The sequence below is a fragment of the Rheinheimera soli genome (assembly GCF_031457405.1).
GTDB lineage: Bacteria > Pseudomonadota > Gammaproteobacteria > Enterobacterales > Alteromonadaceae > Pararheinheimera > Pararheinheimera soli_A.
The window spans coordinates 91,480-117,125 of the sequence record NZ_JAVDWR010000011.1 but is presented as its reverse complement, the minus strand read 5'-3'; the positions used below and the strand labels follow the sequence as shown (position 1 = coordinate 117,125).

22 protein-coding genes and 1 rRNA gene are annotated in these 25,646 nt (G+C 46.4%); 9 read left to right on the top strand and 14 right to left on the bottom strand.

All coding sequences use genetic code 11. The features are described 5' to 3' along the window. Positions 1-89, top strand: a 5S ribosomal RNA gene (rrf, locus tag J2W69_RS20700); the annotation flags it as partial. 337 nt (positions 90-426) lie between these two features. Next, entirely contained in the window at positions 427-705 is a 279-nt protein-coding gene (locus tag J2W69_RS14965) for a hypothetical protein (protein WP_310279950.1), read from the top strand. Positions 706-735: 30 nt separating this feature from the next. Here the strand turns inward: J2W69_RS14965 and J2W69_RS14960 are convergent, their stop codons facing one another. The 3 genes from J2W69_RS14960 to J2W69_RS14950 all read right to left on the bottom strand — a co-directional run bounded on the left by J2W69_RS14960 (position 736) and on the right by J2W69_RS14950 (position 5,657). Further along, a complete protein-coding gene (locus J2W69_RS14960; protein WP_310279948.1) occupies positions 736-1,842 on the bottom strand; it encodes an META domain-containing protein in 1,107 nt (368 codons plus the stop codon). An 81-nt stretch (positions 1,843-1,923) separates the two neighbouring features. Next, on the bottom strand, positions 1,924-2,814 hold the full coding sequence (locus J2W69_RS14955) for an alpha/beta hydrolase (RefSeq protein WP_310279946.1): 891 nt from the start codon (positions 2,812-2,814) through the stop codon (positions 1,924-1,926). Positions 2,815-3,089: 275 nt separating this feature from the next. Further along, positions 3,090-5,657 carry a TonB-dependent receptor plug domain-containing protein gene (locus J2W69_RS14950; RefSeq protein WP_310279943.1) on the bottom strand — a complete coding sequence of 856 codons (2,568 nt, stop codon included), beginning with the start codon at positions 5,655-5,657 and terminating at the stop codon, positions 3,090-3,092. 292 nt (positions 5,658-5,949) lie between these two features. Here J2W69_RS14950 and J2W69_RS14945 point away from each other — a divergent pair, with 292 nt between their 5' ends. Then, positions 5,950-8,166, top strand: coding sequence for a S9 family peptidase (locus J2W69_RS14945; RefSeq protein WP_310279940.1), 2,217 nt, complete (start codon positions 5,950-5,952; stop codon positions 8,164-8,166). 30 nt (positions 8,167-8,196) lie between these two features. Here the strand turns inward: J2W69_RS14945 and J2W69_RS14940 are convergent, their stop codons facing one another. Both J2W69_RS14940 and J2W69_RS14935 read right to left on the bottom strand, forming a co-directional pair. Further along, on the bottom strand, positions 8,197-9,180 hold the full coding sequence (locus J2W69_RS14940) for a 2-hydroxyacid dehydrogenase (protein ID WP_310279938.1): 984 nt from the start codon (positions 9,178-9,180) through the stop codon (positions 8,197-8,199). A 78-nt stretch (positions 9,181-9,258) separates the two neighbouring features. Then, positions 9,259-9,744, bottom strand: coding sequence for a glutathione peroxidase (locus J2W69_RS14935; protein WP_310279937.1), 486 nt, complete (start codon positions 9,742-9,744; stop codon positions 9,259-9,261). A 101-nt stretch (positions 9,745-9,845) separates the two neighbouring features. Here J2W69_RS14935 and J2W69_RS14930 point away from each other — a divergent pair, with 101 nt between their 5' ends. Beyond that, positions 9,846-10,745 carry an NAD(P)-dependent oxidoreductase gene (locus J2W69_RS14930; protein ID WP_310279935.1) on the top strand — a complete coding sequence of 300 codons (900 nt, stop codon included), beginning with the start codon at positions 9,846-9,848 and terminating at the stop codon, positions 10,743-10,745. On the opposite strand, the gene J2W69_RS14925 is transcribed toward J2W69_RS14930, so the two are convergent. Beyond that, positions 10,742-10,912, bottom strand: a complete 171-nt coding sequence (locus J2W69_RS14925; RefSeq protein ID WP_008898899.1) for a hypothetical protein — start codon at positions 10,910-10,912, stop codon at positions 10,742-10,744. The genes J2W69_RS14930 and J2W69_RS14925 overlap by 4 nt on opposite strands. Before the next feature lie 93 nt (positions 10,913-11,005). On the opposite strand from J2W69_RS14925, the gene J2W69_RS14920 reads away from it, so the two are divergent. After that, positions 11,006-12,031, top strand: a complete 1,026-nt coding sequence (locus J2W69_RS14920) for a GlxA family transcriptional regulator (RefSeq protein ID WP_310279932.1) — start codon at positions 11,006-11,008, stop codon at positions 12,029-12,031. 103 nt (positions 12,032-12,134) lie between these two features. After that, positions 12,135-12,650: a hypothetical protein gene (locus J2W69_RS14915; RefSeq protein ID WP_310279930.1), complete on the top strand. Its 516-nt coding sequence runs from the start codon at positions 12,135-12,137 to the stop codon at positions 12,648-12,650. A 39-nt stretch (positions 12,651-12,689) separates the two neighbouring features. Here J2W69_RS14915 and J2W69_RS14910 read toward each other — a convergent pair whose 3' ends face one another. The 8 genes from J2W69_RS14910 to J2W69_RS14875 form a co-directional block, all read right to left on the bottom strand. Next, positions 12,690-13,346 carry a CoA transferase subunit B gene (locus tag J2W69_RS14910; protein WP_310279928.1) on the bottom strand — a complete coding sequence of 219 codons (657 nt, stop codon included), beginning with the start codon at positions 13,344-13,346 and terminating at the stop codon, positions 12,690-12,692. A gap of 12 nt (positions 13,347-13,358) precedes the next feature. Next, complete coding sequence (locus J2W69_RS14905; RefSeq protein WP_310279926.1) at positions 13,359-14,060, bottom strand: CoA transferase subunit A; 702 nt, start codon at positions 14,058-14,060, stop codon at positions 13,359-13,361. Between the two features lie 29 nt (positions 14,061-14,089). Further along, entirely contained in the window at positions 14,090-15,028 is a 939-nt protein-coding gene (locus J2W69_RS14900; RefSeq protein ID WP_310279924.1) for a hydroxymethylglutaryl-CoA lyase, read from the bottom strand. 25 nt (positions 15,029-15,053) lie between these two features. Continuing rightward, the gene (locus J2W69_RS14895) at positions 15,054-17,030 is read right to left on the bottom strand and encodes an acetyl-CoA carboxylase biotin carboxylase subunit (RefSeq protein ID WP_310279922.1); all 1,977 of its coding nucleotides are present in this window, start codon (positions 17,028-17,030) and stop codon (positions 15,054-15,056) included. Between the two features lie 14 nt (positions 17,031-17,044). After that, on the bottom strand, positions 17,045-17,842 hold the full coding sequence (locus J2W69_RS14890; RefSeq protein WP_310279920.1) for an enoyl-CoA hydratase-related protein: 798 nt from the start codon (positions 17,840-17,842) through the stop codon (positions 17,045-17,047). A gap of 15 nt (positions 17,843-17,857) precedes the next feature. Continuing rightward, a complete protein-coding gene (locus tag J2W69_RS14885) occupies positions 17,858-19,465 on the bottom strand; it encodes a carboxyl transferase domain-containing protein (protein ID WP_310279918.1) in 1,608 nt (535 codons plus the stop codon). Between the two features lie 86 nt (positions 19,466-19,551). Then, the gene (locus J2W69_RS14880) at positions 19,552-20,721 is read right to left on the bottom strand and encodes an isovaleryl-CoA dehydrogenase (RefSeq protein WP_310279916.1); all 1,170 of its coding nucleotides are present in this window, start codon (positions 20,719-20,721) and stop codon (positions 19,552-19,554) included. A 67-nt stretch (positions 20,722-20,788) separates the two neighbouring features. Then, positions 20,789-21,208, bottom strand: coding sequence for a MerR family transcriptional regulator (locus tag J2W69_RS14875; protein ID WP_310279914.1), 420 nt, complete (start codon positions 21,206-21,208; stop codon positions 20,789-20,791). Positions 21,209-21,489: 281 nt separating this feature from the next. Between J2W69_RS14875 and J2W69_RS14870 the strand changes: the two genes are divergently transcribed. From J2W69_RS14870 to J2W69_RS14860, 3 genes are all read left to right on the top strand, one after another. Next, on the top strand, positions 21,490-22,674 hold the full coding sequence (locus J2W69_RS14870; RefSeq protein ID WP_310279912.1) for a thiolase family protein: 1,185 nt from the start codon (positions 21,490-21,492) through the stop codon (positions 22,672-22,674). A gap of 131 nt (positions 22,675-22,805) precedes the next feature. After that, positions 22,806-24,302 (top strand): CoA-acylating methylmalonate-semialdehyde dehydrogenase, encoded by a 1,497-nt coding sequence (locus J2W69_RS14865; protein WP_310279910.1) that lies wholly within the window; start codon positions 22,806-22,808, stop codon positions 24,300-24,302. A gap of 170 nt (positions 24,303-24,472) precedes the next feature. Further along, a complete protein-coding gene (locus tag J2W69_RS14860; protein ID WP_310279908.1) occupies positions 24,473-25,630 on the top strand; it encodes an acyl-CoA dehydrogenase family protein in 1,158 nt (385 codons plus the stop codon). The last annotated feature ends 16 nt before the right edge of the window (positions 25,631-25,646 follow it).

Here is a 25,646-nt window from a genome sequence, read left to right as displayed (position 1 = left end):
ACCTGACTCCATTCCGAACTCAGAAGTGAAACGCAGCCGCGACGATGGTAGTGTGGCAGATGCCATGCGAGAGTAGTTCACCGCCAGGCTCCCAAATACAGAACCCCGCTCAGTGAGCGGGCTTTTTTATTTACTTCGAATTTAGTGGTGAGCCATTCGAGTACGGCATCCCCCATGCGACCAAACTGCCTGGAGCAGTTTGGAACGGCGCAGCCGGCCCGAAGGGTGGAGGGCTGGATGCCCGCAATAATGTAGTTCACCGCCCACGAATTCAACACCAATCCGCTCTTCACATTCCAAACGGGCGCCCACAAGGGACGCCCCTACAGGCTCACTAACACAACAATTTCTTCAACGATTGCCTCCCACACACTTTCATGCAAAAGTAGTCCAATCCAAATAAATACAAAACTCCAAGGCCAACTCATGCCAAGTCAGCTCCGCACCTACAGCAACAACGTATTCATCGCTTTAAGCCGATTATTAAACGCCATACTGGGTGGTAATCCAAGCTTAACGTTAAGCGCAAGGGCAGGGTTGAATTACAGAAAAGGGCAGTGGAGCCAACAAAGACGGTTGATCAATACGGTATTCTGGTTACAGCAGGACCATTGTGAATTTGCGATACGGCTAGATACAGACAGAAATCAGCAAGCGATAAGGGATGTTACAGAAGGGAATATTGATAAAACTGAGCCTTTGTGACATCAATGACATCACAAAGGCACCAGAATATTAATTAAGCGCAGGTCTCATTTCAACCACAACTTCGTTGTTATGGAAAAGTTGTAACTTATCACCATTTAATTCAATTCGATCCGCCATCTGTAAGTGCTGAGTAAAGTTTGACTCATAGTAATTACTTTGAGCGCAGTACTTCTTAGTGCTAACTAAAGGGTTTACTTTCAATAAGTTAGAACTTTGACTGTAGCTTGCATTAAAGACATTACAGCCAGAAAAACCATAGAGTTTGGCATTATCATTAAACAGCATACGTAAGTTGTATTGTTGTGGTACCTGGATATATTTCACTCGCTCTACCCGCCAGACAATACCTTGTACCTTGGCAAGATTCAATTTGTCAGGGCAGGTTGCTCCGGGCCAAAATTGTTCAAACTTTTCGACAAACAACATCTTGTCTTCTTTTGGGCTTTGGCGCGCAACCATAGTGGCAATGACTGCTTTTCCGTTCAGATTTTTGTCTGTCTGGTAATTACGCAGCATAGGGATATGATGCTGAGTCATGGCAACAGATGATTTTTCACCATTGCTACATGAGGTGAAAAAAGCATTATTATCAATAACCTGATACATACCTAGCATCTGCATACTGGTGTCAAGTTTAATAAAATCATTGGAGCGCACCAACTCATAGTTATCTTTAGACACTACAGGTTTACCAGCTTCATCCAATAATACAACTTTGTTATTGCTGGCAAACTGGAACGACGGAATTTTTGCCTGCTGAGACATCAGATGGATCACCCGGCCTTCCAGTAACCAGGTGCCTTTCACCAGATTTACTTCATGCTGATCAATAAATTCCTGACGGGCTTCAAACTTGCCATCCTGGAACAAATTTACATGATATTTTATGCCCGGGCAGCCTTCACAAGGTAAAGTGCCAGTAAAACTCATATCCCGGTCGATAAAAATATGACCAAAATCAGTCGCTTGTGCCTGAGCTATGTTGTCATTTAAGACTTCATTTTCGACTAAATCAGGTTCTGCAGCGACCACAGGTTCACTGACTTCCTTAATGGGAGCTGGCGTCTGCTGAGGCAATTGGCTACAACCAGCCAAAGCCAGCAATACAGCACTTACAATAAAACTATGTTTCATATTTATCTGGATCCGGAGAAAATTGGCGCCATTATAAAGCAACTGTGCAGACAGTCGAATGGTATTACTGATTAAAAATTGTCATATTTCGTTCTTTTGCTGTGGTAACAGAAAGTCCCGGATCAACCCCGAGCTTTCTTTTGGATTTTCCTGCATAAAACAATGACCACCAGTTAGCTTATGCAGCTGAACAGAATGATTTAATTTACGCCATTTTTCTGCCGACTTGCTGACAAATGGGTAGGTTTTGTTGCCATAAATCAGAAGAGTAGGGCTACAGGGCTGCTTTAACTGAAACCAGAGCTGTTTTGGGTAAGAGCCAAATATTTCGGCTTCACGCTCAGCTTTGCATTTTAATTCCAGCCCGTCATTACTATGATACAAGGCATGATCGATGTAACTTGCCAGCGCATCATCCTGCCAGTTTTTAAACATACCTCTTTGGTGTAAGTAGGTATAAGCAGAATCTTTATCAGGCCAATGCTGGCGGCGGTTAAGCGCCTTTTTAGCCATTGGATTTTTTTTGTATAAGCCCAGCCAATCCAGAGTTTGCATCAGTGTCAGCATCCCAGGTGTAAACAACACCGGATCAAGTAAAACTACTGCATCAAATGGACTGGTTGTTTTACTGTTAATCAGTGCTGTTAATACACCCCCAAAACTATGTCCAACAGCATAACAGGGGGCATCAGCAAATAAGTCTTTGTGCGCCAGCCAGGCATCAAGAGCCAGATCTGCACTTTGATTCCAGCCAATAAAAGCGCCGCCATGGTCGCTATCGCCATGACCCTGAGCGTCGGATAAAAATAAATCAAAATAGGGAACTAGCTGAGCTAAAAAGGGTTGGTACATCCGGCTGCAGTAACCGTTGCCATGCAAAATATGCAACACAGGTTTGCCACTGGGACAAGTGTAAAATCCTCTTAAGGTAAAACCGTGTTGTGTAGCGTAGCTCCAGGGAATTAAGTCCATCTTTTGTCTTTTGTATCTAAACCTGAATGCACTTTGCCATGGTCATACCAGATCTGCAATGACTAAATCGGAGGGGGGGATGTTGAATATCATGGGTGGACATCGTCGCAACAAGCATCCGGCCTGCGCCAGAGGCGAAAGCGTGATAACGGCGAAATGCCAAATTGTTGGCATTTCGAAAGACCGTTATCACCCCGATAGTTGCGACATACCGTCCGTCCTTGGACATAAAAAAGCCCGGTATCAAACCGGGCTTTTTAGCTTATTCACTTCTGTCAGAAGCTATAGTTCAGACGGACGTAGTAGAATCCACCGTTAATGCCCATCACTGCAGTAGTTGGGTATTTAGAACCCGCTACACCTTGCCATTTATGCTCATCAGGGTAAGCGTCAAACAAATTCTGAGCGCCAACGCTGATTTCATAACTGTCGTTGATACTGTAGCTGACTTCCGCATCGAACGTAATAGCTGAACCTACTTCAATAGGTAAACCATCTGGTTCGGTTAAAACACCGCTGTCCAAATGGTCTTCATAGAAAGCACCAAAATGATTCAGGCGCACATAACCTTTCCAATCACCATAGTTTTGGTTAACCGTAAAGCTGCCACGAACCCGCGGTAAACCGCGTTCCAGCTGCTCCACTTTGGCATCACTGATGTTGGCAGAGTGGCTATCTACAGTCGTGTCTGTCCAGTTGTAAGCGAAAGCCAAACCAGTACGACCATTCCACAGGTCAAAACTGTAGTTAGCAACTAAGTCCAGACCTTGTGTTGTAGTATCAAAATCGTTGGTGAAATATTTTACATCAGTGAAGCTGCTGGCATCATTCACACCTAAAGCCAGCAGGGCTGCTTTATCTGCAGCGGTTAACTCCAAAGCCGAAGTCTGACTGATCCTGTCTTCTACTTTGATAAGGAAATAATCCAAAGTGACATACCAGCCATCAACTTCAACCACAGTACCTACAGAGAAGTTTTCCGACTTCTCCGGAGTTAATGGCTTACCACCTTTTTGAATGGATATAGGGTGGGTTGGAGGTAAAGTAGCTGTATCCACTAAGCCAGCAGGGCTAAAGTTGGTCGTTACGTTACGTACGTTACTCTGACCTACAGTAGGAGCCCGGAACCCCGTGCTGACAGCACTACGGAAAGCAATTTCATCAGTGGCCTGATAACGGGCTGTGATTTTGCCATTAGTGGTATTACCAAAATCTTCGAAGTCTTCAAAGCGCAGCGCAAAGTCCATGCGGAAATTATCACTGAATTCAGCACCTAACTCGGTATAAGCCGCATAGCTATAACGATTGAATGACCCGGCATCTTCTGGTTTAAAACCAGGGAAGCCATTTGAGCCTATACCAAAACCTTGTGAAGCCAGGGGGCCTACTTCAAAAGATGCGGCATCACCGGCATAAATTTCAAAGGTTTCATCACGGTATTCGACACCACCTGCCACGTTTAACGGGTAAGGTAAGGCATCTACATCAAAAGGTTTGTTAAAATCTAAGTTGGCTGCTTTTTCCAGCTGCACATACTTACCAGGGCTAAATTCACGTGGAGTATTAGCGCCTAAAGATGCATTCAGGGTGTTTTTGATATAAAACTCTACTTCGCTGCGGCCAATGGACATACTGGCATCAAAAGCCCAACCTGAATCCAGTTCACCTTTTACACCTGAGGCTATAGCTGTGTCTGTAATAACACCACCAAATTTAGGTGTAAAACCACCCGGCAACATTGAGAAAAAACTGAAGCAATGAGCAGGTAAAGCACCTATCTGAGCGCTCAGCGCGGCATAATTGTCAGACGCTGCAATAGTTGGGCAATCCCCTTGGGTTTGATCCAGATTACCAATCAACATGTTGCCGTCGCCATCACCGAAAACTCCAGTACGGGTAGTAGGGTGGCGATAATAAAATCCACCTTCTACATCACGTTCTGCCCAGTTGGTAAATAAATAAAACTCACGGTCTTTGGCTACTTCCAGGCCTATATTGGCAAATAACTTCGCATCCCTTTTAAATTCAGGTGAACCCCATACCTGAGCTGGATCTGCAATAAAGGGGTTACCTCCAGCTGTTGAGGCGGCCGCATCACCACGTTGTACCGAACGGCTGGTAGGATCAGCCTGTTTAAATTCCCCACTGATATTGGCAAAACCATTATCGGTAAAAGGCAGGCCAATATTGCCTGAAATCTGGCGTAAGTCGCCGTCACCTTCATAAAACTGGCCGGTTTTTACTTCAAAAGAACCGCCTTCATTGGCATCTTTTAAACGGAAGTTAATCACACCAGCAATAGCATCTGAACCATATTGAGCTGCTGCGCCATCCCGTAAAATTTCAACTTGTTTTAAAGCAATAGAAGGGATAACAGAAATATCCGGGCCTTGTGAGCCGTCAGAAATACCGCTGCCTAAAAAGGTGATTACAGCAGCACGGTGGCGTCTTTTACCATTAACTAATACTAAAGTGCTGTCTGGTGGTAAGCCGCGTAAGTTGGCAGGGCGGATCAGAGTTGAGGCATCGTTAATAGGTTGAGCACTGACGTTAAAAGACGGCACTGCTGCTGTCATCAGACTGACCATATCGCTGGTGCCGGTTTTTGAAAATTCTTCGCCGCCTATAACATCAACAGGAACAGCAGAATCACCTACAGAACGTGGCGCACCACGAGCACCGATAACCGCAATTTTTTCAACTGCTGCATTTTCTGCTTTTGCCTCAGCAGCGGGTTCAGAAGTTTCCTGAGCTATTAATGAGGTACTGAACAATAAACTGCCGCACAAAGCGATTTTTATAGCGGCAGCAACTGGATGGTAGTGGGTTATTTCTTTCTTCATGGATGTTGCCTTCTCATCTGGATTTTTGTGTTGGCTCATTTTTTTTCTACGAGCTCTGTACAGACCATATTTGAAAAACTTTTGTTTGTCTATCGTGATTTCATGTTAATTGAGCGCTCCATTTTGGTAAGTCGCCGCACCAAGCTGGTGCTTTCACTGGTTTTTATCGCTTTTTTTCGCAAAATTAACGAAAAATTTGAACCTAAATAAATGAAAAATGTCGGATCCGACTTGCTGTTTTTCTCAAAGTCGATTCAGATAGGGTGGTTATTTAAATCAAGGATCTTCACTGGTGAAAAAACTTCTTACTCCGGCTGCTTTAGCAACACTGCTACTTTCAGCGACAGCTTATGCAAATGCCACCTTACCTTTGGAACGTTTGTTCGCTGAACCCGCATTAAGCGGCACTGCTCCTCGTTCTTTAAGCTTTTCGCCTGATGGCAGTCGTGTGACTTACCTCAAAGGCAAAGAAACAGACGCTAACAGGCTGGATTTGTGGCAATATCAGATAAAAACAGGTAAGCACAGCCTTTTAGTTGATTCAAATCAATTGTTTAGTGGTCCTGAGTTGCTGTCAGATGAAGAAAAAGCCAGGCGTGAGCGTTTACGCTTATTTGCCAGCGGTATTATCAGCTATAGCTGGTCCAAAGATGGTAACGCCTTGCTGTTTCCGCTGAATGGCGACTTGTATTATTACGATTTAGCCAGCCAAAAAGCCCGCAAGTTAACAAACACTGAAGCCTTTGAAACCGATGCACAAATATCGCCCAAAGGCCGCTATGTATCTTTTATCCGTGAGCAAAATATTTTTGTACTGGACCTCAAATCAGGCAAAGAAAGCCAATTAACCACAGATGGCAAAGGTCTGATAAAAAATGGTATGGCTGAATTTGTTGCTCAGGAAGAAATGGGGCGAATGACAGGTTATTGGTGGGCACCTGATGACAGTAAAATTGCCTTTAGCCAGATTGATGAATCGCCTGTAGCTGAAGCCGTGCGCAATGAAATTTATGCCGACGAAATCAAGCTTTTTAATCAGCGCTATCCTTTTACCGGCACAGCCAATGTGAAGGTAAAGCTGGGCGTTGTGGCGATTGAACAGCCTCAAGTGCAGTGGCTGGATTTAGGCAAAGAGCAGGATATTTACCTGGCTCGGGTGAACTGGAGTAAAACAGCCTCTTTGTTAACCTATCAATGGCAAAGCCGTGATCAACAGCAACTGGAATTGCGTTCTGTTGAATTGCCATCCGGCCACACCAAAGTACTGTTAAAAGAACAAAGTTCAACCTGGCTTAACTTAAATGACGATTTGCATTTCTTAAAAGATAAGCAACATTTTGTCTGGGCGTCGGAGCGGGATGGTTATAAACATTTGTATTTGTATAAACTGGATGGCACTTTGGTGCGTCAGTTGACCCGGGGTGACTGGGTTGTTAATAAAATAGAAGCGATCAACGAAACGCAAGGCATGATTTATTTTTCTGGCCGCAAAGATACACCGCTCGAAAGTCATCTGTATTCAGTACCGGTCAAAGGGGGCGAGGCTAAGCGTTTAACTCAGGCCGATTTTTCGCATGCAGTGGTTATGGCTGAAACAGGTCAAAGTTTTATTGACAGCTATTCCAGCGTACTACAGCCAACCAAAGTTGAACTTAAGACTGTGGACGGCAAAGTGCTGACTGTACTGGAAAGCAATGATGTCAGCGGTTCTCATCCATTAGCTCCATTTAAAGATGCTTTGGTTAAACCGCGTTTTGGTACCTTAACAGCAAAAGATGGCCAGACCTTACATTACCGTATATTTGAACCAAAACAGCTTAAAAAGGGCAAAAAATACCCTGTTGTAGTAGGGGTCTATGCTGGGCCAGGTGCACAGCGTGTAACCAATAGCTGGAGTGCCAGGGATCTGTATTTCCAGTATCTGGCACAAAATGGTTATGTGGTATTTCAGTTGGATAACAGAGGCTCAGAAAATCGTGGTAAAGCTTTTGAGGACCCGATTTATAAAAAACTGGCCGATATTGAGCTTGTTGATCAAATGACCGGTGTTGAGTATCTGCGGACTTTACCTTATGTCGATGCAACGCGTATTGGCATTTATGGCCATAGCTATGGTGGTTATATGGCTATTATGGCGATGTTTAAAGCCGGGGATTATTTTAAAGCTGGTGTAGCAGGTGCCCCTGTGACCGATTGGGCTTTGTATGACACCCATTACACTGAACGTTACTTAGGTCATCCGGCAAGCAATAAAGACGGTTACGAGCAAAGCTCAGTTTTTCCTTATGTGAAAGATTATCAGGGCAACCTGCTGATTTACCATGGTATGGCAGACGATAACGTGCTTTTTACCCACAGTACCAAGTTGTACTCTGAATTACAGCAACAGGGTAAATTATTTGAAAGTATGGATTACCCGGGCAGCAAGCACTCTATGTTTGGTCAGCCGGTGCAAACCCATTTACATAAAACCATTACTGCGTTTTTTGAACGTCAATTAAAACAATAATTTGGGGGCGGGCATCAAACCCGCCCTTGATCACAATTCGTTGCCACTTAATCTGTTGGCCTTAAAAGCCAGCAGATTATCACTGGTAACCTGACAAATTTGCTGTAAAGCTTCCTGCGTGAAAAACGCCTGGTGTCCGGTGATCAATACATTGGGGAAAGTCAGTAGACGTTTAAATACTTCATCCTCTATCAGTTGTCCGGATAAATCCTGAAAAAACAGATCGGCTTCCTGCTCATAGACATCCAGACCTAAATGACCAATCTTGCGGCTCTTCAGCGCTTTAATCACGGCTTTGGTATCTATTAAGCCACCTCTGCTGGTGTTGATCAACATGACACCGTCTTTCATCAGTGCCAGGCTATCAGCGTTGATCATATGCTGAGTTTGAGGATTTAACGGACAATGCAGGCTGATCAGATCTGATTTTGTCCAAAGCTCTTCCAAAGGCACATAACGTACACCGGCTTTGACCAGTTCATCATTTACCTGAATATCGTAACAGAGCAGCTCCATACCAAATCCAAGCAGAATTTTAGCCGTGGCCGCTCCTATACGGCCTGTACCGACCAGCCCTGCAGTTTTACCATGCAGATTAAAACCCAATAAGCCATCAAGCGCAAAGTTATCATCCCGCACTCTGTTGTAAGCTTTATGTAGTTTACGGTTTAAACACAGGATCATCGCCACTGTGTGTTCTGCGACAGCTTCAGGTGAGTAAGCGGGAACGCGGGCAACCCGCAGGTCAAGCTCTTTGGCCGCAGCCACATCGACATTATTAAAACCAGCGCAGCGTAAGGCTATCATGCCCACTCCCGCAGCTTTCAATTCAGTAAGCACTGGTGCAGACAGATCGTCATTTACAAAAACACAGACGGCAGCATAACCCTGGGTTAATTTAGCGCTTTGTGGATCCAGTGGACCATCAAAAAAGCTGAACTCAAGGCTTGGGTCTGCCCAATCAGCAAAACTTGTCTGATCGTATTTTTTCGCGCTAAAGACGGCGACTTTCATTTTGAGGCTCCTTGCATATTGATCCGAAACTCAGAGTAACGCAAAAAGTCGCTGTCTATATTGTTTTTAATCAAAGCATCAGCTGTTCAGTACTTCTTCAACCGACTGATGCAGGCTGGAAGGCTTAGTGCGTGGGGCATAACGTTTGACAACATCTCCCTCGCGATTGACTAAAAACTTAGTGAAGTTCCATTTAATAGCGCGGGTTTTCATTAAACCACGGGCCTGATCTTTCAGATATTCAAACAAAGGGTCTGAATCCAGACCATTGACCTGTACTTTGCCAAAAACCGGAAAACTAACACCATAATTCAGCTGACAAAATTGCTGTATTTCTGCGTTGGACCCCGGCTCCTGGGCACCAAATTGATTACAGGGAAAGGCTAATACAACAAAGCCACGATCCTTGTACTGCTGATATAAGGCTTCCAGCTCCTGATACTGCGGGGTAAAACCACACTGACTGGCCGTGTTGACAATCAGCACCACTTTATCCCTGTATTGGGCTAAATCAACATCCTCGCCCTGACTGTCCTTCACTTTAAAATGGTGAACCTTTGGCATAACTGTCCTTTTCTGCAACTCGTCTGATGCTTTTGCGTCAGAGGCCCTGATTCTAGTAAGCTTCTTGGCATTCAAGTCTGTCACAGAAATAAGTCAAAATTATGTCAAATTTATCACAACAAAAAGTAGCCTTTATTGGTTTGGGTGTTATGGGCTTTCCTATGGCCGGGCATTTACAGCAAAAAGGCGAGCAGCTTTGTGTCTATAACAGAACAAAGCAGAAGGCGCTGGATTGGGTGCAGCAGTATGGAGGTACTTGTGCATCCACTCCGGCAGAAGCGGCCACAGGTGCTGATCTGGTGATGTTATGTGTAGGTAACGATGATGATGTGCGCTCTGTCGTCTATGGTGAGCAGGGGGTTTTAGCCTCTATGGTGCCTGGTTCTTTATTGATTGATCACACCACAGCCTCAGCCGATTTAGCCCGTGAACTGGCTCTGGCCTGCAAAGCAAAAGGCATAGGTTTTTTAGATGCACCTGTATCAGGTGGTCAGGCTGGTGCTCAGAATGGCTTACTGACTATTATGCTGGGCGGGGAAGCCGCTGAGTTTGCAAAAGCTGAAACCACGCTGATGAAATACGCCCGTAGTGCCCGTTTATTAGGGCCTGCAGGCTCCGGTCAACTGGCCAAAATGGTCAATCAAATTTGTATTGCCGGCGTAGTACAAGGCCTGGCTGAGGCTATGCATTTTGCCCAGCAAGCCGGATTAGATGGTCAGGCTGTTTTGGACACCATCAGCAAAGGGGCAGCTCAGTCCTGGCAAATGGAAAACCGTGGTTCCACTATGCTGCAAGGCAAATACGACTTTGGTTTTGCCGTTGACTGGATGCGTAAAGATTTAGCCATCACCTTAAATGAAGCCCGTCTCAACGGTGCTACTTTGCCTCTGACATCTTTAGTCGACCAGTTTTACTCTGTGGTTCAGGCGATGGGCGGCGGTCGTTGGGATACCTCCAGTTTGCTGACTGTATTGCAACGCAAAGCCTCATCAAAAAGCTAATCATCCAGGCTGGTGCTGGCCAAACCTAAGGTAAGCACCAGTAATATCGGAATTTGCACCAGATGCAGCAAAGGATCCGGCTGTATTTGCCATGCCAACCCCACCACCATAGCCCAGACCAGAGCCAATAAAGCCAACACTGTTGTGCGTTTTGATAGTTGAAACATAACCACCTCCTGTTATTGATGCTGCTACTTTACTCTGGGGTTAAACAGGTCTAAAGTGTCACTAATGACGTAATTGAGGTGGTAAGTGACAATATGAAACGCATTGGCATTTGGGTGAATCAAGACGTAGTGATGAGCAGTGTGACAGGGGTGATTGATTTTTTTACCTTTTGTAATAAATACTGGCAACTGATACAACACAGTGATCAACTGCTATTTGACACTGTGTTAATGGGTCCACAAGCAGAATTACAGCATGGACCTTTTACCATTAAGGTTGAAACTGCAGATTTCAGTCAAATTGATATTTTGTTGATCCCGGGTTTCTATGCGTACAACTCAAAGGATCTGCTGCGTGTCAGTCAGGAATTGCATCCTTACAAAGCAAAATTGCAATTGATGTTGCAGCAAGGCAAATGGCTGGGAGCTTTTTGCAATGGTACTTTTGCTTTGGCCGGCACTGGTTTGCTAGACGGTTTGCAATCCACTTCTGTCTGGTTTTTTAAAGACTATTTCCGCCAGATGTTTCCGCAAGTCAAACTGGATCTGCAACAACTGGTGGTGCAGCAGCAAAGCATCTTAACTGGCGGCGCTACCACCTCTTACCTGAACTTGTGCCTGCGTTTTGTCGAACTTTGTATGGACACTGCTTTTGCTCAGCAAATGGCAAAGATTATGTTGACGGATCCTAACCGGACTTCACAGTTACCCTATTTGTCACTGCAATTGGCACCACAACATAAAGACGCTAAGTTGGCTGAAATTCAGCAGTACTTGCAGGCTCATCTTGCAGAACCTCTTAGCCTGGAGCAACTAGCTGAAACTTTTGCCATGACACCCCGTACTTTGATCCGGCGGTTTAAGCAACATCTGGACGAAACGCCTATGGCTTATCTGCAGCGTTTACGTATTGAGAGGGCAAAGTCCTTGCTGGAAAATACCTTGTGGACCGCAGAAGAAATTATGCAACAGGTAGGCTACGAAGATATCTCATCTTTTCGTAAGTTATTTGTGCATTACACCAGCCTGACACCTAAGGCATATCGGCAAAAATTTATGTTTGAACCTCAGATCCACTGTTGTCCTGTGTCGGCAGAACAGCAAGGATCGGCAGCCTGACTAGTAAAGCTACTAAATATTTAACAATGTTTAACAAATAAGTCGGGTAAAGTTTGATTTGTGCTATTATCATGTGGCCAATTCATTGATGAAAGTAAATTAAATGTATTTATCTGAGATCGGCTGGCATCTTTATGCGCTGCTTTTTATTGTTTGTGTGCTGCTTCCGGCTTTGGTTTTATCAGCTCTGGTGTATTTTAAACCCCTTTTGTTAAGACAATCCTTATGGGTTTTCAGCTGTTGTACTTTGTGTTTTTTACTACTGAGTCTGAAGTTCAGTGATAACACTTTGTTAATGACTGACAACGCTCTGGAGCTGAAAGCGGGTTTATATAAAACGAAGATTGATGATATCCACTCTGCACAAAGTAAAGTTTCAGTAGTAGTTTGTGAAGAACTGGGTGAGTTTAAACCTGAAGTTGCAGTAAACGCCATCAACCTTCCTAATTACAAAGTAGGTTGGTACAGGTTAGCTAATCAGCAGACAGCTTTTGTAATGTTGATTGGTCATATCGACAAAGTGACAGTGGTCAGCACTAAAAATGCGATCGCCTTAATTAGTGGCGATATTAACAGGGATAATGCTGGTGCAGGCTTACAGGCCAAGGCATTTCGTTAGAGCCGGAGCTTAGGCTCCGACTCTACCATTAGTTTTAAATCAGAACTGCATTTCCGGAATATCACCCGAAACAACTAACTTACCCGCAGTTTTTTGCTGAATTTCCTCTACGCTGATGCCTGGCGCGCGTTCCAGTAAATGGAAGGCGCCGTCTCTTATTTCCAGCACAGCTAAATCCGTTACAATCTTTTTCACACAGTTCACGCCAGTCAAAGGCAAAGTACAGTTATCCAGTAGCTTGGAGCTGCCGTATTTGTCAGCGTGAGTCATAGTGACAATAATGTTTTGTGCGCCTGCAACCAAATCCATAGCACCACCCATGCCTTTGACCAATTTGCCTGGGATCATCCAACTGGCGATATTGCCGTTTTGATCCACTTCAAAAGCGCCCAGAACTGTTAAATCCACATGGCCGCCACGGATCATGGCAAAGCTTTCGGCTGAGCTGAAAATAGCCGCGCCTTTAATAGCTGTCACCGTTTCTTTGCCGGCATTGATCATATCTGCATCTAATTCAGCTTCGGTTGGGTAGGGGCCCATACCTAATAAACCGTTTTCCGACTGCAGCATCACTTCAATACCGGCAGGTACATAGTTCGCCACTAATGTAGGGATACCAATACCTAAATTGACGTAATAACCGTCCTGTAATTCCTGAGCCACCCGCATAGCGACCTGTTCACGTGATAATGCCATTTGCTGTGCTCCTTAAGCCTGACGGACCATACGACGTTCAATGCGTTTTTCAAAGCTGGCTTTGATCACACGTTGCACATAAATACCTGGTGTGTGAATTTGGCTTGGCTCCAGTTCACCCGGCTCAACAATTTCTTCCACTTCAGCCACAGTAATTTTGCCTGCAGTCGCAGCCATAGGGTTGAAGTTCATTGAGGTATGGCGGAATACCAGATTGCCATAACGGTCAGCTTTCCAGGCGCGAACTATGGCAAAATCACCTGTGATGGACTCTTCCAGTACATAGTTGCGGCCATTAATTTCACGGGTTTCTTTGCCATCAGCTACAGGAGTGCCGTAGCCTGTTGCGGTGTAAAAGGCCGGAATACCAGCGCCACCAGCACGGATTTTTTCAGCCAGCGTGCCTTGAGGTGTTAACACAACTTCGAGTTCACCAGACAGCAGCTGCTTTTCAAACAAGGCATTTTCGCCAACATAAGAGGCGACCATCTTTTTGATTTGGCGCTCTTCTAACAGCACACCCAAACCAAAACCATCGACCCCACAGTTGTTGGAAACCACTGTTAAATCACGGGTGCCCATTTTTTTGATCTGAGCAATCAGGCCTTCCGGAATACCACATAAACCAAAACCACCGGCTATCACTGTCATACCGTCAGTCAGGCCTGCCAGCGCTTCTTCGTAGCTGGTCACAACTTTATTAAACCCTGCCATTTTGTATCCTTAAAAGATGCTATCAATCATTAATTCTGCTGGCATTTGGCCTTCAGCGCCAATCCTACTTTAGAACTAGGCGCTTTGCCCAACTGCTCGCTGATAAACCAGCCAATTGAAGCCAGCTGTTGTAAATCAACACCGCTATGGATGCCAAGGCCGTTCAGTAAATACACCACTTCTTCAGTGGCAACATTGCCTGACGCTCCGGCAGCATAAGGACAGCCGCCTAAACCTGCGACTGAACTGTCTACTACAGCAATTCCGCGTTGCAGCGCCGCGTAAATATTACTTAACGCCTGACCATAAGTGTCGTGAAAATGCACAGCCAGTTGTTGTACCGGCACTACAGCCAGCACAGCATCGAGCATGGCATTCACTTTAGATGGAGTGCCAACGCCTATGGTGTCACCTAATGATATTTCGTAGCAGCCCATCTCCAGCAGTGCTTTAGCAACCCGGGCTACTTCAGCAGGAGTTACCTCACCCTGATAAGGGCAGCCGACCACACAAGAGACATAACCCCGAACCTTGATGCCATCCAGCTTAGCGCGCGCCATCACAGGGACAAAACGCTCCAGGCTTTCAGCTATGCTGCAGTTGATGTTTTTTTGGGTAAAAGCCTCTGAAGCAGCACCAAATACGGCCACTTCAGTAGCTCCTGCTGCTTTGGCTGCTTCATAACCTTGCAGATTGGGCGTAAGAGCCGCATAACTGACATCGGTCTTACGTTTGATGTGTGCGAACACAGCGGCTGAATCGGCCATTTGCGGCACCCACTTAGGGGAGACAAAAGCGCCGGTTTCAATAGTGCGCAAGCCAGTTTCTGCAAGGCGGTTCACCAGCTCAACTTTGGCCTCCAGCGATACAGCTTTTTCATTTTGCAGACCATCGCGTGGACCTACTTCGACAAGTCGCACGGCTTTTGGCAAAGCTGCTGTATGTTCTGGGTTTAGTATCAGTGACATGCATCTTTCCTTAAAAGGGGCTGCGTTATTCCGCAGCCGTAAAGTCCACCAACTGAGCACCGTCTTTGACTAAATCACCAGCGGCATAAAACAGCTGATTGACCACACCATCTTTAGGCGCCTTGATGCTGTATTCCATTTTCATCGCTTCCATCACTAAAAGCGTCTGGCCAGCACTGACGACCGCACCTTTTTCTACCATCACTGCGACTATAGTACCGTTCATTGGTGCCGTCAGGCTGCCAGCTGCTGCGCTGTCGTCGACCTGGGTCTGCACTTGAGTCTGGTAAATAAAGTCATATCGATGATGTTTTATAAAAACCGACACCGTATCCTTATACTGGCTAACCCGTACTTTGACTCTGTGGCCATTTAAATTAGCCTGCAGTTCATCGGCATGTAAGCTGGCAGTGGCAGGGGTGATCACTCCTTGTTGGGTTAAGCTGAGCGCTTTTCCTTCAGAGCTGATGCTGACCAGACGGGCTTCATCCTGGTAAATCAGCGGGAAAGACACAGTGGAGACTTCATTTAAGCGCCAGCCTGAACACAAGGCCCATGGGCTTTGATCGTTGGTTGTGTCTGAACGTTCTTTCAGCAGCAAATAAAGTGCAGCTAATAAAGTGGCTTGTTCGGTTTCAGACTGACCTGGCGCAAACAAGGACTCTTTATGCCGTTCAATAAAATGCGTATCCAGCTCTGCTTTGGCAAAAGCAGGTTGTTCGACTAAACGGGTTAAAAAATTCAGGTTGTTTTTCACACCAGCAATACGGTAATCATCCAAAGCACGCAACATACGGGCTATGGCGCGATCGCGGTTTTCATCCCAGACAATCAGCTTGGCAATCATAGGATCGTAAAAAGGCGAGACCTCATCGTTTTCCACCACACCTGTATCCACCCGCACATAACGGCTTTGCTCTGGCTGGCGTAAATAGGTCAGTTTACCTGTGGCAGGCAGGAAGTCATGATCCGGATCTTCCGCATAAACCCGTACTTCAATAGCATGGCCATCAATAGTGATTTGGTCCTGAGTCAAAGGCAAAGGCTGGCCACTGGCAACTAATAACTGCCACTTCACCAGATCCTGACCTGTGATCATTTCTGTCACCGGGTGTTCGACCTGCAGACGGGTATTCATTTCCATAAAGTAGAATGAGCCGTCTTCATCAAATAAAAATTCAACAGTACCAGCACCCTGATAGGCAATAGCCTGAGCGGCTTTGACTGCAGCTTCACCCATAGCTTTGCGCTGCTCTGCGCTGAAATTTGGTGCTGGTGCTTCTTCAATCACTTTTTGGTGACGGCGCTGAATAGAGCAGTCGCGCTCCGCTAAATACACCGCATTACCAAAACTGTCGGCAAAGACCTGAATTTCAACATGACGGGGTTTAGTCAGGTAGCGTTCCATCAGCACTTTGTCATTGCCAAAGCCGTTTAAGGCTTCACGTTTGGCACCTGCCAGGGCTTCAGCAAATTCGCTGCTATTCCAGACCACACGCATACCTTTGCCACCACCGCCATAAGCGGCTTTTAGTAGCAGCGGGTAGCCCACTAAATCAGCTTGTTGCTGTAAAAAGGCGGGGTCCTGATTGTCACCATGGTAACCCGGTACTAAAGGCACACCGGCTTTGGTCATAATCTCTTTGGCGGCACTTTTGCTGCCCATAGCAGCTATGGCGGATACAGGAGGGCCAATAAAAACCACACCGGCTTTGGCACAAGCCTCTGCAAAACCTTCATTTTCTGATAAAAAGCCATAACCAGGGTGCACAGCTTCGGCGCCACTTAATTTGGCGATTTCCAGAATTTTATCAGCCCGTAAATAGGACTCTTTACTTGGCGCCGGACCTAATAAAAAAGCTTCATCGGCCATATGCACATGACGGGCATTGGCGTCGGCTTCTGAATACACAGCCACACAACGAATACCCAGTTTATGGGCTGTTTCTATCACACGGCAGGCGATTTCGCCCCGGTTGGCGATCAAAATTTTGCGAAACATCAGTCTGTTTTTCCTTATTCTGACCGGATCCAGGCCGGAGTACGTTTTTGTAAAAAGGAAGTTAAGCCTTCCTGACCTTCAGCTGAGACCCGAATAGCGGCAATACGGGCTGAAGTGCTGTCTATAAGCTGCTGATTAATAGGCTGATGATTCACAGCGGCCATCAATTCTTTAGCGCAGCGCAAAGCTGCTGGGCTGTTGTTCAGCAAAATGCCAACAAAATGTTCTGCCGCATCTGCAAGGCCACCAGCTTCTACCAACTGATGCACTAAGCCTAAATTCAAGGCTGTATCAGCATCAAAACGTTCAGCCGTTAAGAAGTAACGGCGGCTGGCACGTTCGCCAATAGCGCGCATCACGTAGGGGCTGATCACGGCTGGTATTAAACCAATTTTCACTTCGCTTAAACAAAAGCTGGCACCTTGTTCGGCAAGGGCTATGTCGCAGCAGGAGACTAAACCCAAAGCACCACCAAAAGCTGCACCTTGTACTAAAGCTATGGTTGGGGCAGGGAAGCAATCCAACTGGCGCATCAACTCTGCTAACTGGCCGGCATCTTCTAAATTCTGCTGGTAGTTTTTCTCAGCCATAGAGCGCATCCAGTTCAGATCGGCACCTGCACTGAAGTTTTTACCAGTGGATTTCAGCAACAACACCCGTACAGCTGGGTTAGCGGCCAGGTTTTTTAAGGCATGAATCAGCTCGCCAATCATGCTGTCGTCAAAAGCGTTATGCACTTCGGCGCGGTTCAGCACGAGTTCCGCAACACCGGCTGCGTTTAATGAGGTAGTAATAGTTTTATAGTTTTGCATTCTTTACTCCTTGCATTACATGCGGAACACGCCAAATTTGGATTCGGCGACAGGCGCATTCAGTGCGGCAGTCAGTGCCAGGCCAACCACCATACGGGTTTGTGCCGGGTCAATAATGCCGTCATCCCATAAACGCGCACTGGCGTAATACGGGTGACCTTGTTGTTCGTACTGGGCGACAATAGGCTGACGTATAGCTTGTTCAGCTTCGGCTGTTAAGCTTTCGCCTTTACGGGCCAACGCATCTTTAGTCACAGTTGCCATCACACCAGCGGCTTGCTCACCACCCATGACAGAAATACGGGCATTGGGCCACATCCACATCATGGTGGGGTCGTAAGCACGGCCACACATACCGTAGTTACCAGCGCCATAAGAGCCACCTATTAACACAGTAAATTTAGGCACATTGGCACAAGACACTGCCATCACCATTTTGGCGCCGTGTTTGGCAATACCTTCAGCTTCGTATTTTTTCCCGACCATAAAGCCGGTGATGTTTTGCAGGAATAAAAGTGGAATTTTGCGCTGGGCACAGAGTTCAATAAAGTGAGCGCCTTTTTGCGCCGACTCAGAAAACAGAATGCCGTTGTTGGCCACTATGCCAATAGGCTGACCAAAAATACGGGCAAAACCACAAACTAAAGTCGCGCCATAAAACTGTTTAAATTCATCAAAGTCAGAGGCATCAACAATACGGGCTATCACTTCACGTACATCAAAAGGCTTTTTCAGATCAGTGCCGACTATGCCGTACAGCTCGCTGGCATCATAAAGTGGTGCTTCGGCAGGGCGCACATCACCTTGTACTGGTTTTTGATGATTCAGGCGACTGACGGCATTACGCGCCAGTTGCAGTGCATGTTCATCATTTAATGCGTAATGGTCGGCCACGCCAGAGATTTTGCAGTGCACATCAGCGCCGCCTAACTCTTCTGCTGTTACTTCTTCGCCTGTAGCAGCTTTCACCAGTGGCGGGCCAGCTAAAAAGATAGTGCCCTGATCTTTGACAATAATACTTTCATCGGCCATAGCCGGCACATAAGCACCACCTGCAGTACAAAGTCCCATCACCACCGCAATTTGTGGAATACCTTTGGCGGACATACGTGCCTGATTAAAAAAGATACGGCCAAAGTGCAGTTTGTCGGGGAATACATCGTCCTGACGGGGCAGGTTAGCGCCGCCTGAGTCAACCAGATAAATACAAGGCAACATGCAGGTTTCGGCAATTTCCTGAGCACGTAAGTGTTTTTTGACGGTCAGCGGGTAATAAGTGCCGCCTTTGACTGTCGCATCGTTCGCTACAATCATGCACTCGACACCGTTAACCCGGCCAATACCAGCGACCACACCAGCTGCTGGTACATAGTCTTCATAACACTGCCAGCCAGCAAATTGGCCTACTTCCAAAAAGGGTGAACCAGGGTCCAGCAGTTTTTGAATACGATCACGGACAAACAGCTTGCCGCGCGAAGTATGACGGGCAATTAAAGCTTCACCGCCGCCTAATTTGATCTGTTGTACTTTTTGCTCTAAATCATCCACCAGCAGCTGCATCGCCTGAGCGTTCTGGATAAATTCGTCACTGCGTGGATTAATTTTGCTATTCAGTCTGGCCACGTTCACCACCTTTGGCTACAGGGTCTAGGAAAAGCCGGACAGGAGTCCGGCTTACTTTATTGGTTATGAGTCTGTATAGGTAACGCTTAGTTCGATTCGTTAAATAACTCGCGGCCTATTAACATGCGGCGAATCTCTGAAGTGCCAGCACCTATTTCGTACAGCTTGGCATCACGTAATAAACGCCCTGTAGGGTATTCATTGATATACCCATTACCACCTAACAGCTGGATGGCATCTAACGCCATTTGAGTGGCCAGCTCTGCGCTGTATAAAATAGCGCCGGCTGCATCTTTACGGGTGGTTTCACCGCGGTCGCAGGCTTTGGCTACAGTGTAGACATAAGCGCGGGCTGCATTCATTTTGGTGTACATATCCGCTACTTTGCCCTGTACCAGCTGGAATTCACCAATAGACTGACCAAACTGCTTACGGTCGTGGATATAAGGCACTACTACGTCCATACAAGCTTGCATAATGCCAAGCGGACCACCGGATAACACCACACGCTCATAATCCAGACCAGACATCAGCACGCGGGCGCCAGTGCCTATAGTGCCTAATACGTTTTCTTCCGGTACTTCACAGTCTTCAAACACCAGCTCACAGGTGTTCGATCCACGCATACCCAGTTTGTCGAGTTTTTGCGCCTGACTAAAACCTTTAAAACCACGTTCAACAATAAAAGCTGTCATGCCTTTAGAACCGGCATTGATGTCGGTTTTAGCGTAAATGACGTAAGTGTGAGCGTCAGGGCCGTTGGTGATCCACATTTTGTTGCCGTTTAAAATATAACGGTCACCTTGTTTATCGGCGCGTAATTTCATCGAGACGACATCTGAACCTGCATTAGGCTCCGACATCGCCAGAGCGCCAATATGTTCACCAGAGCATAATTTGGGCAGGTACTTTTGTTTTTGTGCTTCGTTGCCGTTACGGGCAATCTGATTGACACATAAGTTCGAATGCGCACCGTAAGATAAAGCCACTGAGGCAGAAGCGCGGCTGATTTCTTCCATAGCCACTATGTGTTCCAGGTAACCCAACCCTGAGCCACCGTATTGTTCATCGACAGTAATACCTAATAAACCCAGGTCGCCAAACTTACGCCATAAGTCATTGGGGAATTCGTTGTCATGGTCTATTTGGGCTGCTCGTGGTGCAATTTCGTCACGGGCAAAGCTGTTCACCTGTTCACGGATCATGTCGACTGTTTCGCCCAGATCGTAATTTAATGTTTTGTATGTGCTTATCATGACTAGTGATCCCTGTTTGCAGATTATTTGTTCTGTTTGATTTGATTTTGTTTAATTTAGTTTTTAGTTAATTCGGTTCTTTAACGTGCTTGGCCTGATCCAGGGTTTCGCGGCAGCGTTTTTCCACTGTCACTAATTCCATCAGCACCACTTTGATGTCATCCATCTGCTGGTGCAGCTCAGCTTTTTTATGTTCTATCAGTTTCAGCATGGTGCTCAGTTGAGTGACGCTGCTTTTATCTGCATCGTACAGCTCAAATAACTGGCCTGTTTCTGACAAACTAAAACCCAGTCGTTTACCACGTAAAATTAATTTCAGTCGTACCCTGTCTCTGCGGCTGTAAATACGGGTTTGTCCCTGCCGTAAAGGCGTCAGTAAGCCCTGATCTTCGTAGAAACGAATACTACGGGTGGTGATATCAAACTCTTTTGCCAGCTCGCTGATGCTGTAGGTTTTATCGTCTGTTTCAGTCTTTTTGGCAGTCATTTGGGTCGTCATTTGGGCCTTGTGCTAAAGTGGCGACAACTATAAGTGAAGTTTACGTAAAGGTAAAGCTGTGTTCGCGTCCAATAAGGGCTGGAGGCTGATTGCTCTACTCCTTTGTAAAGTTAAAGTGCCAAAGAAGGGCTATAGAGCGTGCATTTTTCTGAACCTTTAGTCCGGTATAGGACCATAGTGTTAGCTAGTTGACGTTGGCGTAAACGTAAATTTGGTGTAGTCTCAGGCCCAACTTTTTCATCATGCTTCTGAACGACGGAGAAATGAACATGGCGCAGCACGAAAAAATTGCCATAGTGGCAGCCAAAAGAACGGCAATGGGTGGATTTTTAGGCGGCTTAGCTGACGTCAGCAGCACAGATTTAGGCGCTCAAGCTATTAAAGCGGCCTTAGAACAAGCTGCTATTGATGGTGCCAGAGTCAGTGAAGTGATTATGGGTTGTGTGTTACCTGCGGGTTTAGGTCAGGCTCCAGCTCGTCAGGCGACGTTAAAAGCGGGTTTACCTTTATCCGCCGGTGCTACCACTATCAATAAAGTCTGTGGTTCAGGTTTAAAATCTGTGATGTTAGCTGCTGATCTGTTGCGTGCCGGTTCTGCTGATGTAGTGGTTGCAGGTGGCATGGAATCTATGTCTAACGCGCCTTATATTCTGCCAAAAGCCCGTGCCGGTATGCGTATGGGCCATGGCGAAGTGAAAGACCATATGATGCTGGATGGCCTGGAAAACGCCTACGATGGCAAAGCCATGGGCTGTTTTGCTCAGAAAACTGCCGACGAGCACGATTTTAGCCGTACTCAGATGGATGAATTTGCTGTGTTGTCACTCACACGTGCTCAACACGCCATTCATTCCGGCGCCTTTGTTGAAGAAATCACCCCTGTGATTTTCCAGACTCGTAAAGGCGATGTGACTTTTGCGACAGACGAACAGCCAGGCAATGCCAAAGTCGACAAAATTCCTACCTTAAGACCTGCCTTTGCCAAAGACGGCACTATCACTGCGGCCAACTCCAGTTCTATTTCTGATGGCGCTGCCGCTTTAGTGCTGATGCGTGCTGACGAAGCCAAAGCGCAAAACAAAACCGTATTGGCTCATGTAGTGGGTCACGCCACGCATTCGCAAGAACCAGAGCTGTTCACTGTAGCACCAGTAGGTGCTGTGACTAAGCTGTTAGCCAGCTTAGGCTGGACAACTGCCGATGTGGATTTGTGGGAGATTAACGAAGCTTTTGCCATGGTGACTATGCTGGCGATTAAAGAGCTGAAGCTGGATGTGAACAAAGTAAACGTCAACGGTGGCGCTTGTGCTTTAGGTCATCCTATAGGTGCTTCAGGTGCCCGTATTCTGGTGACTTTAATTCACGCCTTAAAAGCGCGTGGCTTAAAACGTGGTATCGCGACTTTATGTATAGGCGGTGGTGAAGCAGTGGCTTTAGCGGTAGAGCTGCCGTAACAAATAAGAAGGCGCGGTAGAAACTGCGCCTTTTGCTTAAAAGAATTTAATAAAAAATATATTCAAATCAACAGGTTTAATCAAAGGTTGTGTTTAAAACAGACATGACCAGCAATAGGGGAGACGCATTAATGGCCCACCAGGTTCAGTTATTTATCAACGGTGAATTTGTCCCGTCCAAGTCCGATCGCTTTATTCCGGTGACGGATCCAGCTACTCAGGACGTGATAGCTCAGGTGCCTTGCACTACCGCAGAAGAAATGGCTTTTGCTATAGCATCAGCCAAAGAAGCATTTAAAAGCTGGAAAGAAGTGCCTGTATCAGAACGTGCCCGTTTAATGATGCGTTTTGCACATTTATTAAAAGAACACCAGGCGGAAATCGCTGACATTATTTGCCGTGAATTAGGCAAAACAGTGGAAGATGCCAAAGGCGACGTCTGGCGTGGTATTGAAGTGGTAGAACAAGCCGCCAATATTCCATCCTTAATGATGGGCGAAACTGTTGAAAACGTAGCGCGCAGCATTGACACCTACAGCTACATTCAGCCTTTAGGCGTCTGTGCTGGTATTACGCCATTTAACTTCCCGGCTATGATCCCGCTGTGGATGTTCCCAATGGCTATTGCCTGTGGCAATACCTTTATTTTAAAACCGTCTGAACAAGATCCAATGACAGTGAATAAAATCGCTGAGCTCTTTGCTTTAGCTGGTGCACCTAAAGGTGTACTACAGGTTGTGCATGGCAATAAAGAACAAGTCGATGTGTTATTACGTCACCCGGACATCAAAGCGATCTCTTTTGTCGGCTCGGTAAACGTGGGCCAATACATCTACAAAACAGGCACTGATCATTTAAAACGTGTGCAGGCTTTTGCCGGTGCCAAAAACCATATGGTCGTAATGCCGGATGCAAATAAACAGCAGGTGATCAATGCCTTAGTTGGTGCTTCAGTAGGTGCTGCAGGTCAGCGTTGTATGGCCATCTCTGTGGCTGTTTTTGTTGGTGAGTCGCAGCAGTGGATCCCTGAAGTAGCAGCTGCTATCGCCAAAGTGCGTCCAGGTGTGTACACAGATCCGGAAGCGGCCTACGGCCCACAAATCAGCCCTCAGGCCAAGGCCCGTATTTTGTCTTTAATAGAGCAAGGCAAAGTAGAAGGCGCAACCTGTTTAGTGGATGGCTCAGATGTCAAAGTAGCAGGTTATCCAAACGGCAACTGGGTTGGTCCTACTGTATTCAGTGATGTCACTGCAGATATGACGATTTACAAAGAAGAGATCTTTGGCCCTGTGTTAGCAACGGTAAATGCTGCCTCTTTGGAAGAAGCTATAGCTCTTGTGAACAACAGCCCATACGGCAACGGTACTTCTATTTTTACCGCCAGCGGCGCAGCTGCTCGTAAATATCAGCATGAAATTGAAGTAGGTCAGGTCGGTATTAATATTCCAATTCCTGTGCCTCTGCCATTTTTCTCCTTCACGGGCTGGAAAGGCTCGTTCTATGGCGATCAACATGCTTACGGTAAACAAGCTGTGCGTTTTTATACCGAAACTAAAACTATCACAGCCCGTTGGTTTGATGACTCGATTCCGGTATCAGGCCCAAATATGTCGATCAACCTGCGTTAATTAACGTCAGGGTAAAAGCGTTCTGTGTGACAGCAGAACGCTTCTGTAAAAAAGCCTTTAGGCAAACAACCAAGCCAGACAAAAACGCGTAAAAACGTGTATAGCAACAAATCAGCAGGAACGTAAAAAGTGCATAGACACTGTTCTGTAGCTAATTGCAGGGTGATGTGATGAATTTTAATTTAACAGACGATCAAAAGGCCTTTGTTGAGGTCGCCAAACAATTCGCTGACCAGGAACTGGCGCCACATGCAGCAGCCTGGGATCGGGATCACCATTTTCCAAAAGATGTGATCCAAAAAGCCGGTGAGCTGGGTTTTTGTTCTTTATACACGCCTGAAGATCAAGGTGGTATGGGTTTATCCCGTTTAGACTCCAGCATTATTTTTGAACAGTTGTCTATGGGCTGCACCGCAACAACGGCCATGTTGACTATCCATAATATGGCGACATGGATGATTGCAACCTGGGGCACTGAAGATGCCAAAGCACAGTGGTGCCCGGAGTTAGTCACAGGCGAAAAGCTGGCCTCTTATTGTTTAACTGAGCCAGGTTCTGGCTCAGATGCAGCGTCTTTGCGTACCAGCGCGAAAAAAGACGGCGATCATTATGTGCTGAACGGCTCCAAGATGTTTATCTCTGGCGCTGGTGAAACAGAAGTTTTAGTGGTGATGGCCCGAACCGGCGAAGCCGGTCCTAAAGGCATCTCCGCTTTTATCGTACCTGCCGACGCACAAGGCGTTATTTATGGCAAAGCGGAAGAAAAAATGGGTTGGAATGCCCAGCCAACCCGTTTAATCACTTTTGATAATGTGCGTATTCCGGCTCATTACCTGCTCGGCAATGAAGGTGAAGGTTTTGGCTTTGCGATGAAAGGCTTAGACGGTGGTCGTATTAATATTGCCACTTGCTCTATTGGTACAGCGCAACAAGCCTTAAACACAGCCCGTAACTATATGCTGGAACGTCAGCAGTTTGGTAAACCGCTGGCTGCTTTTCAGGCCTTGCAATTTAAACTGGCAGATATGGCAACAGAACTGGTAGCTGCCCGTCAGTTAGTGCGTTTAGCCGCTTTTAAACTGGACTCTGACGACCCGGAAAAAACGGCCTACTGCGCTATGGCCAAACGTTTTGCCACAGATGTGGGTTTTGCGGTTTGTGATCAGGCGCTGCAAATCCACGGTGGTTATGGCTATATCAAAGAATATCCGCTGGAAAGGCATTTCCGTGATGTGCGGGTGCACCAGATTTTGGAAGGCACCAATGAGATTATGCGACTGATTATAGGTCGTCGGTTACTGGACGAAGCTGCCAGCGATATTTTGTAAAACGTACAGCCCCAGA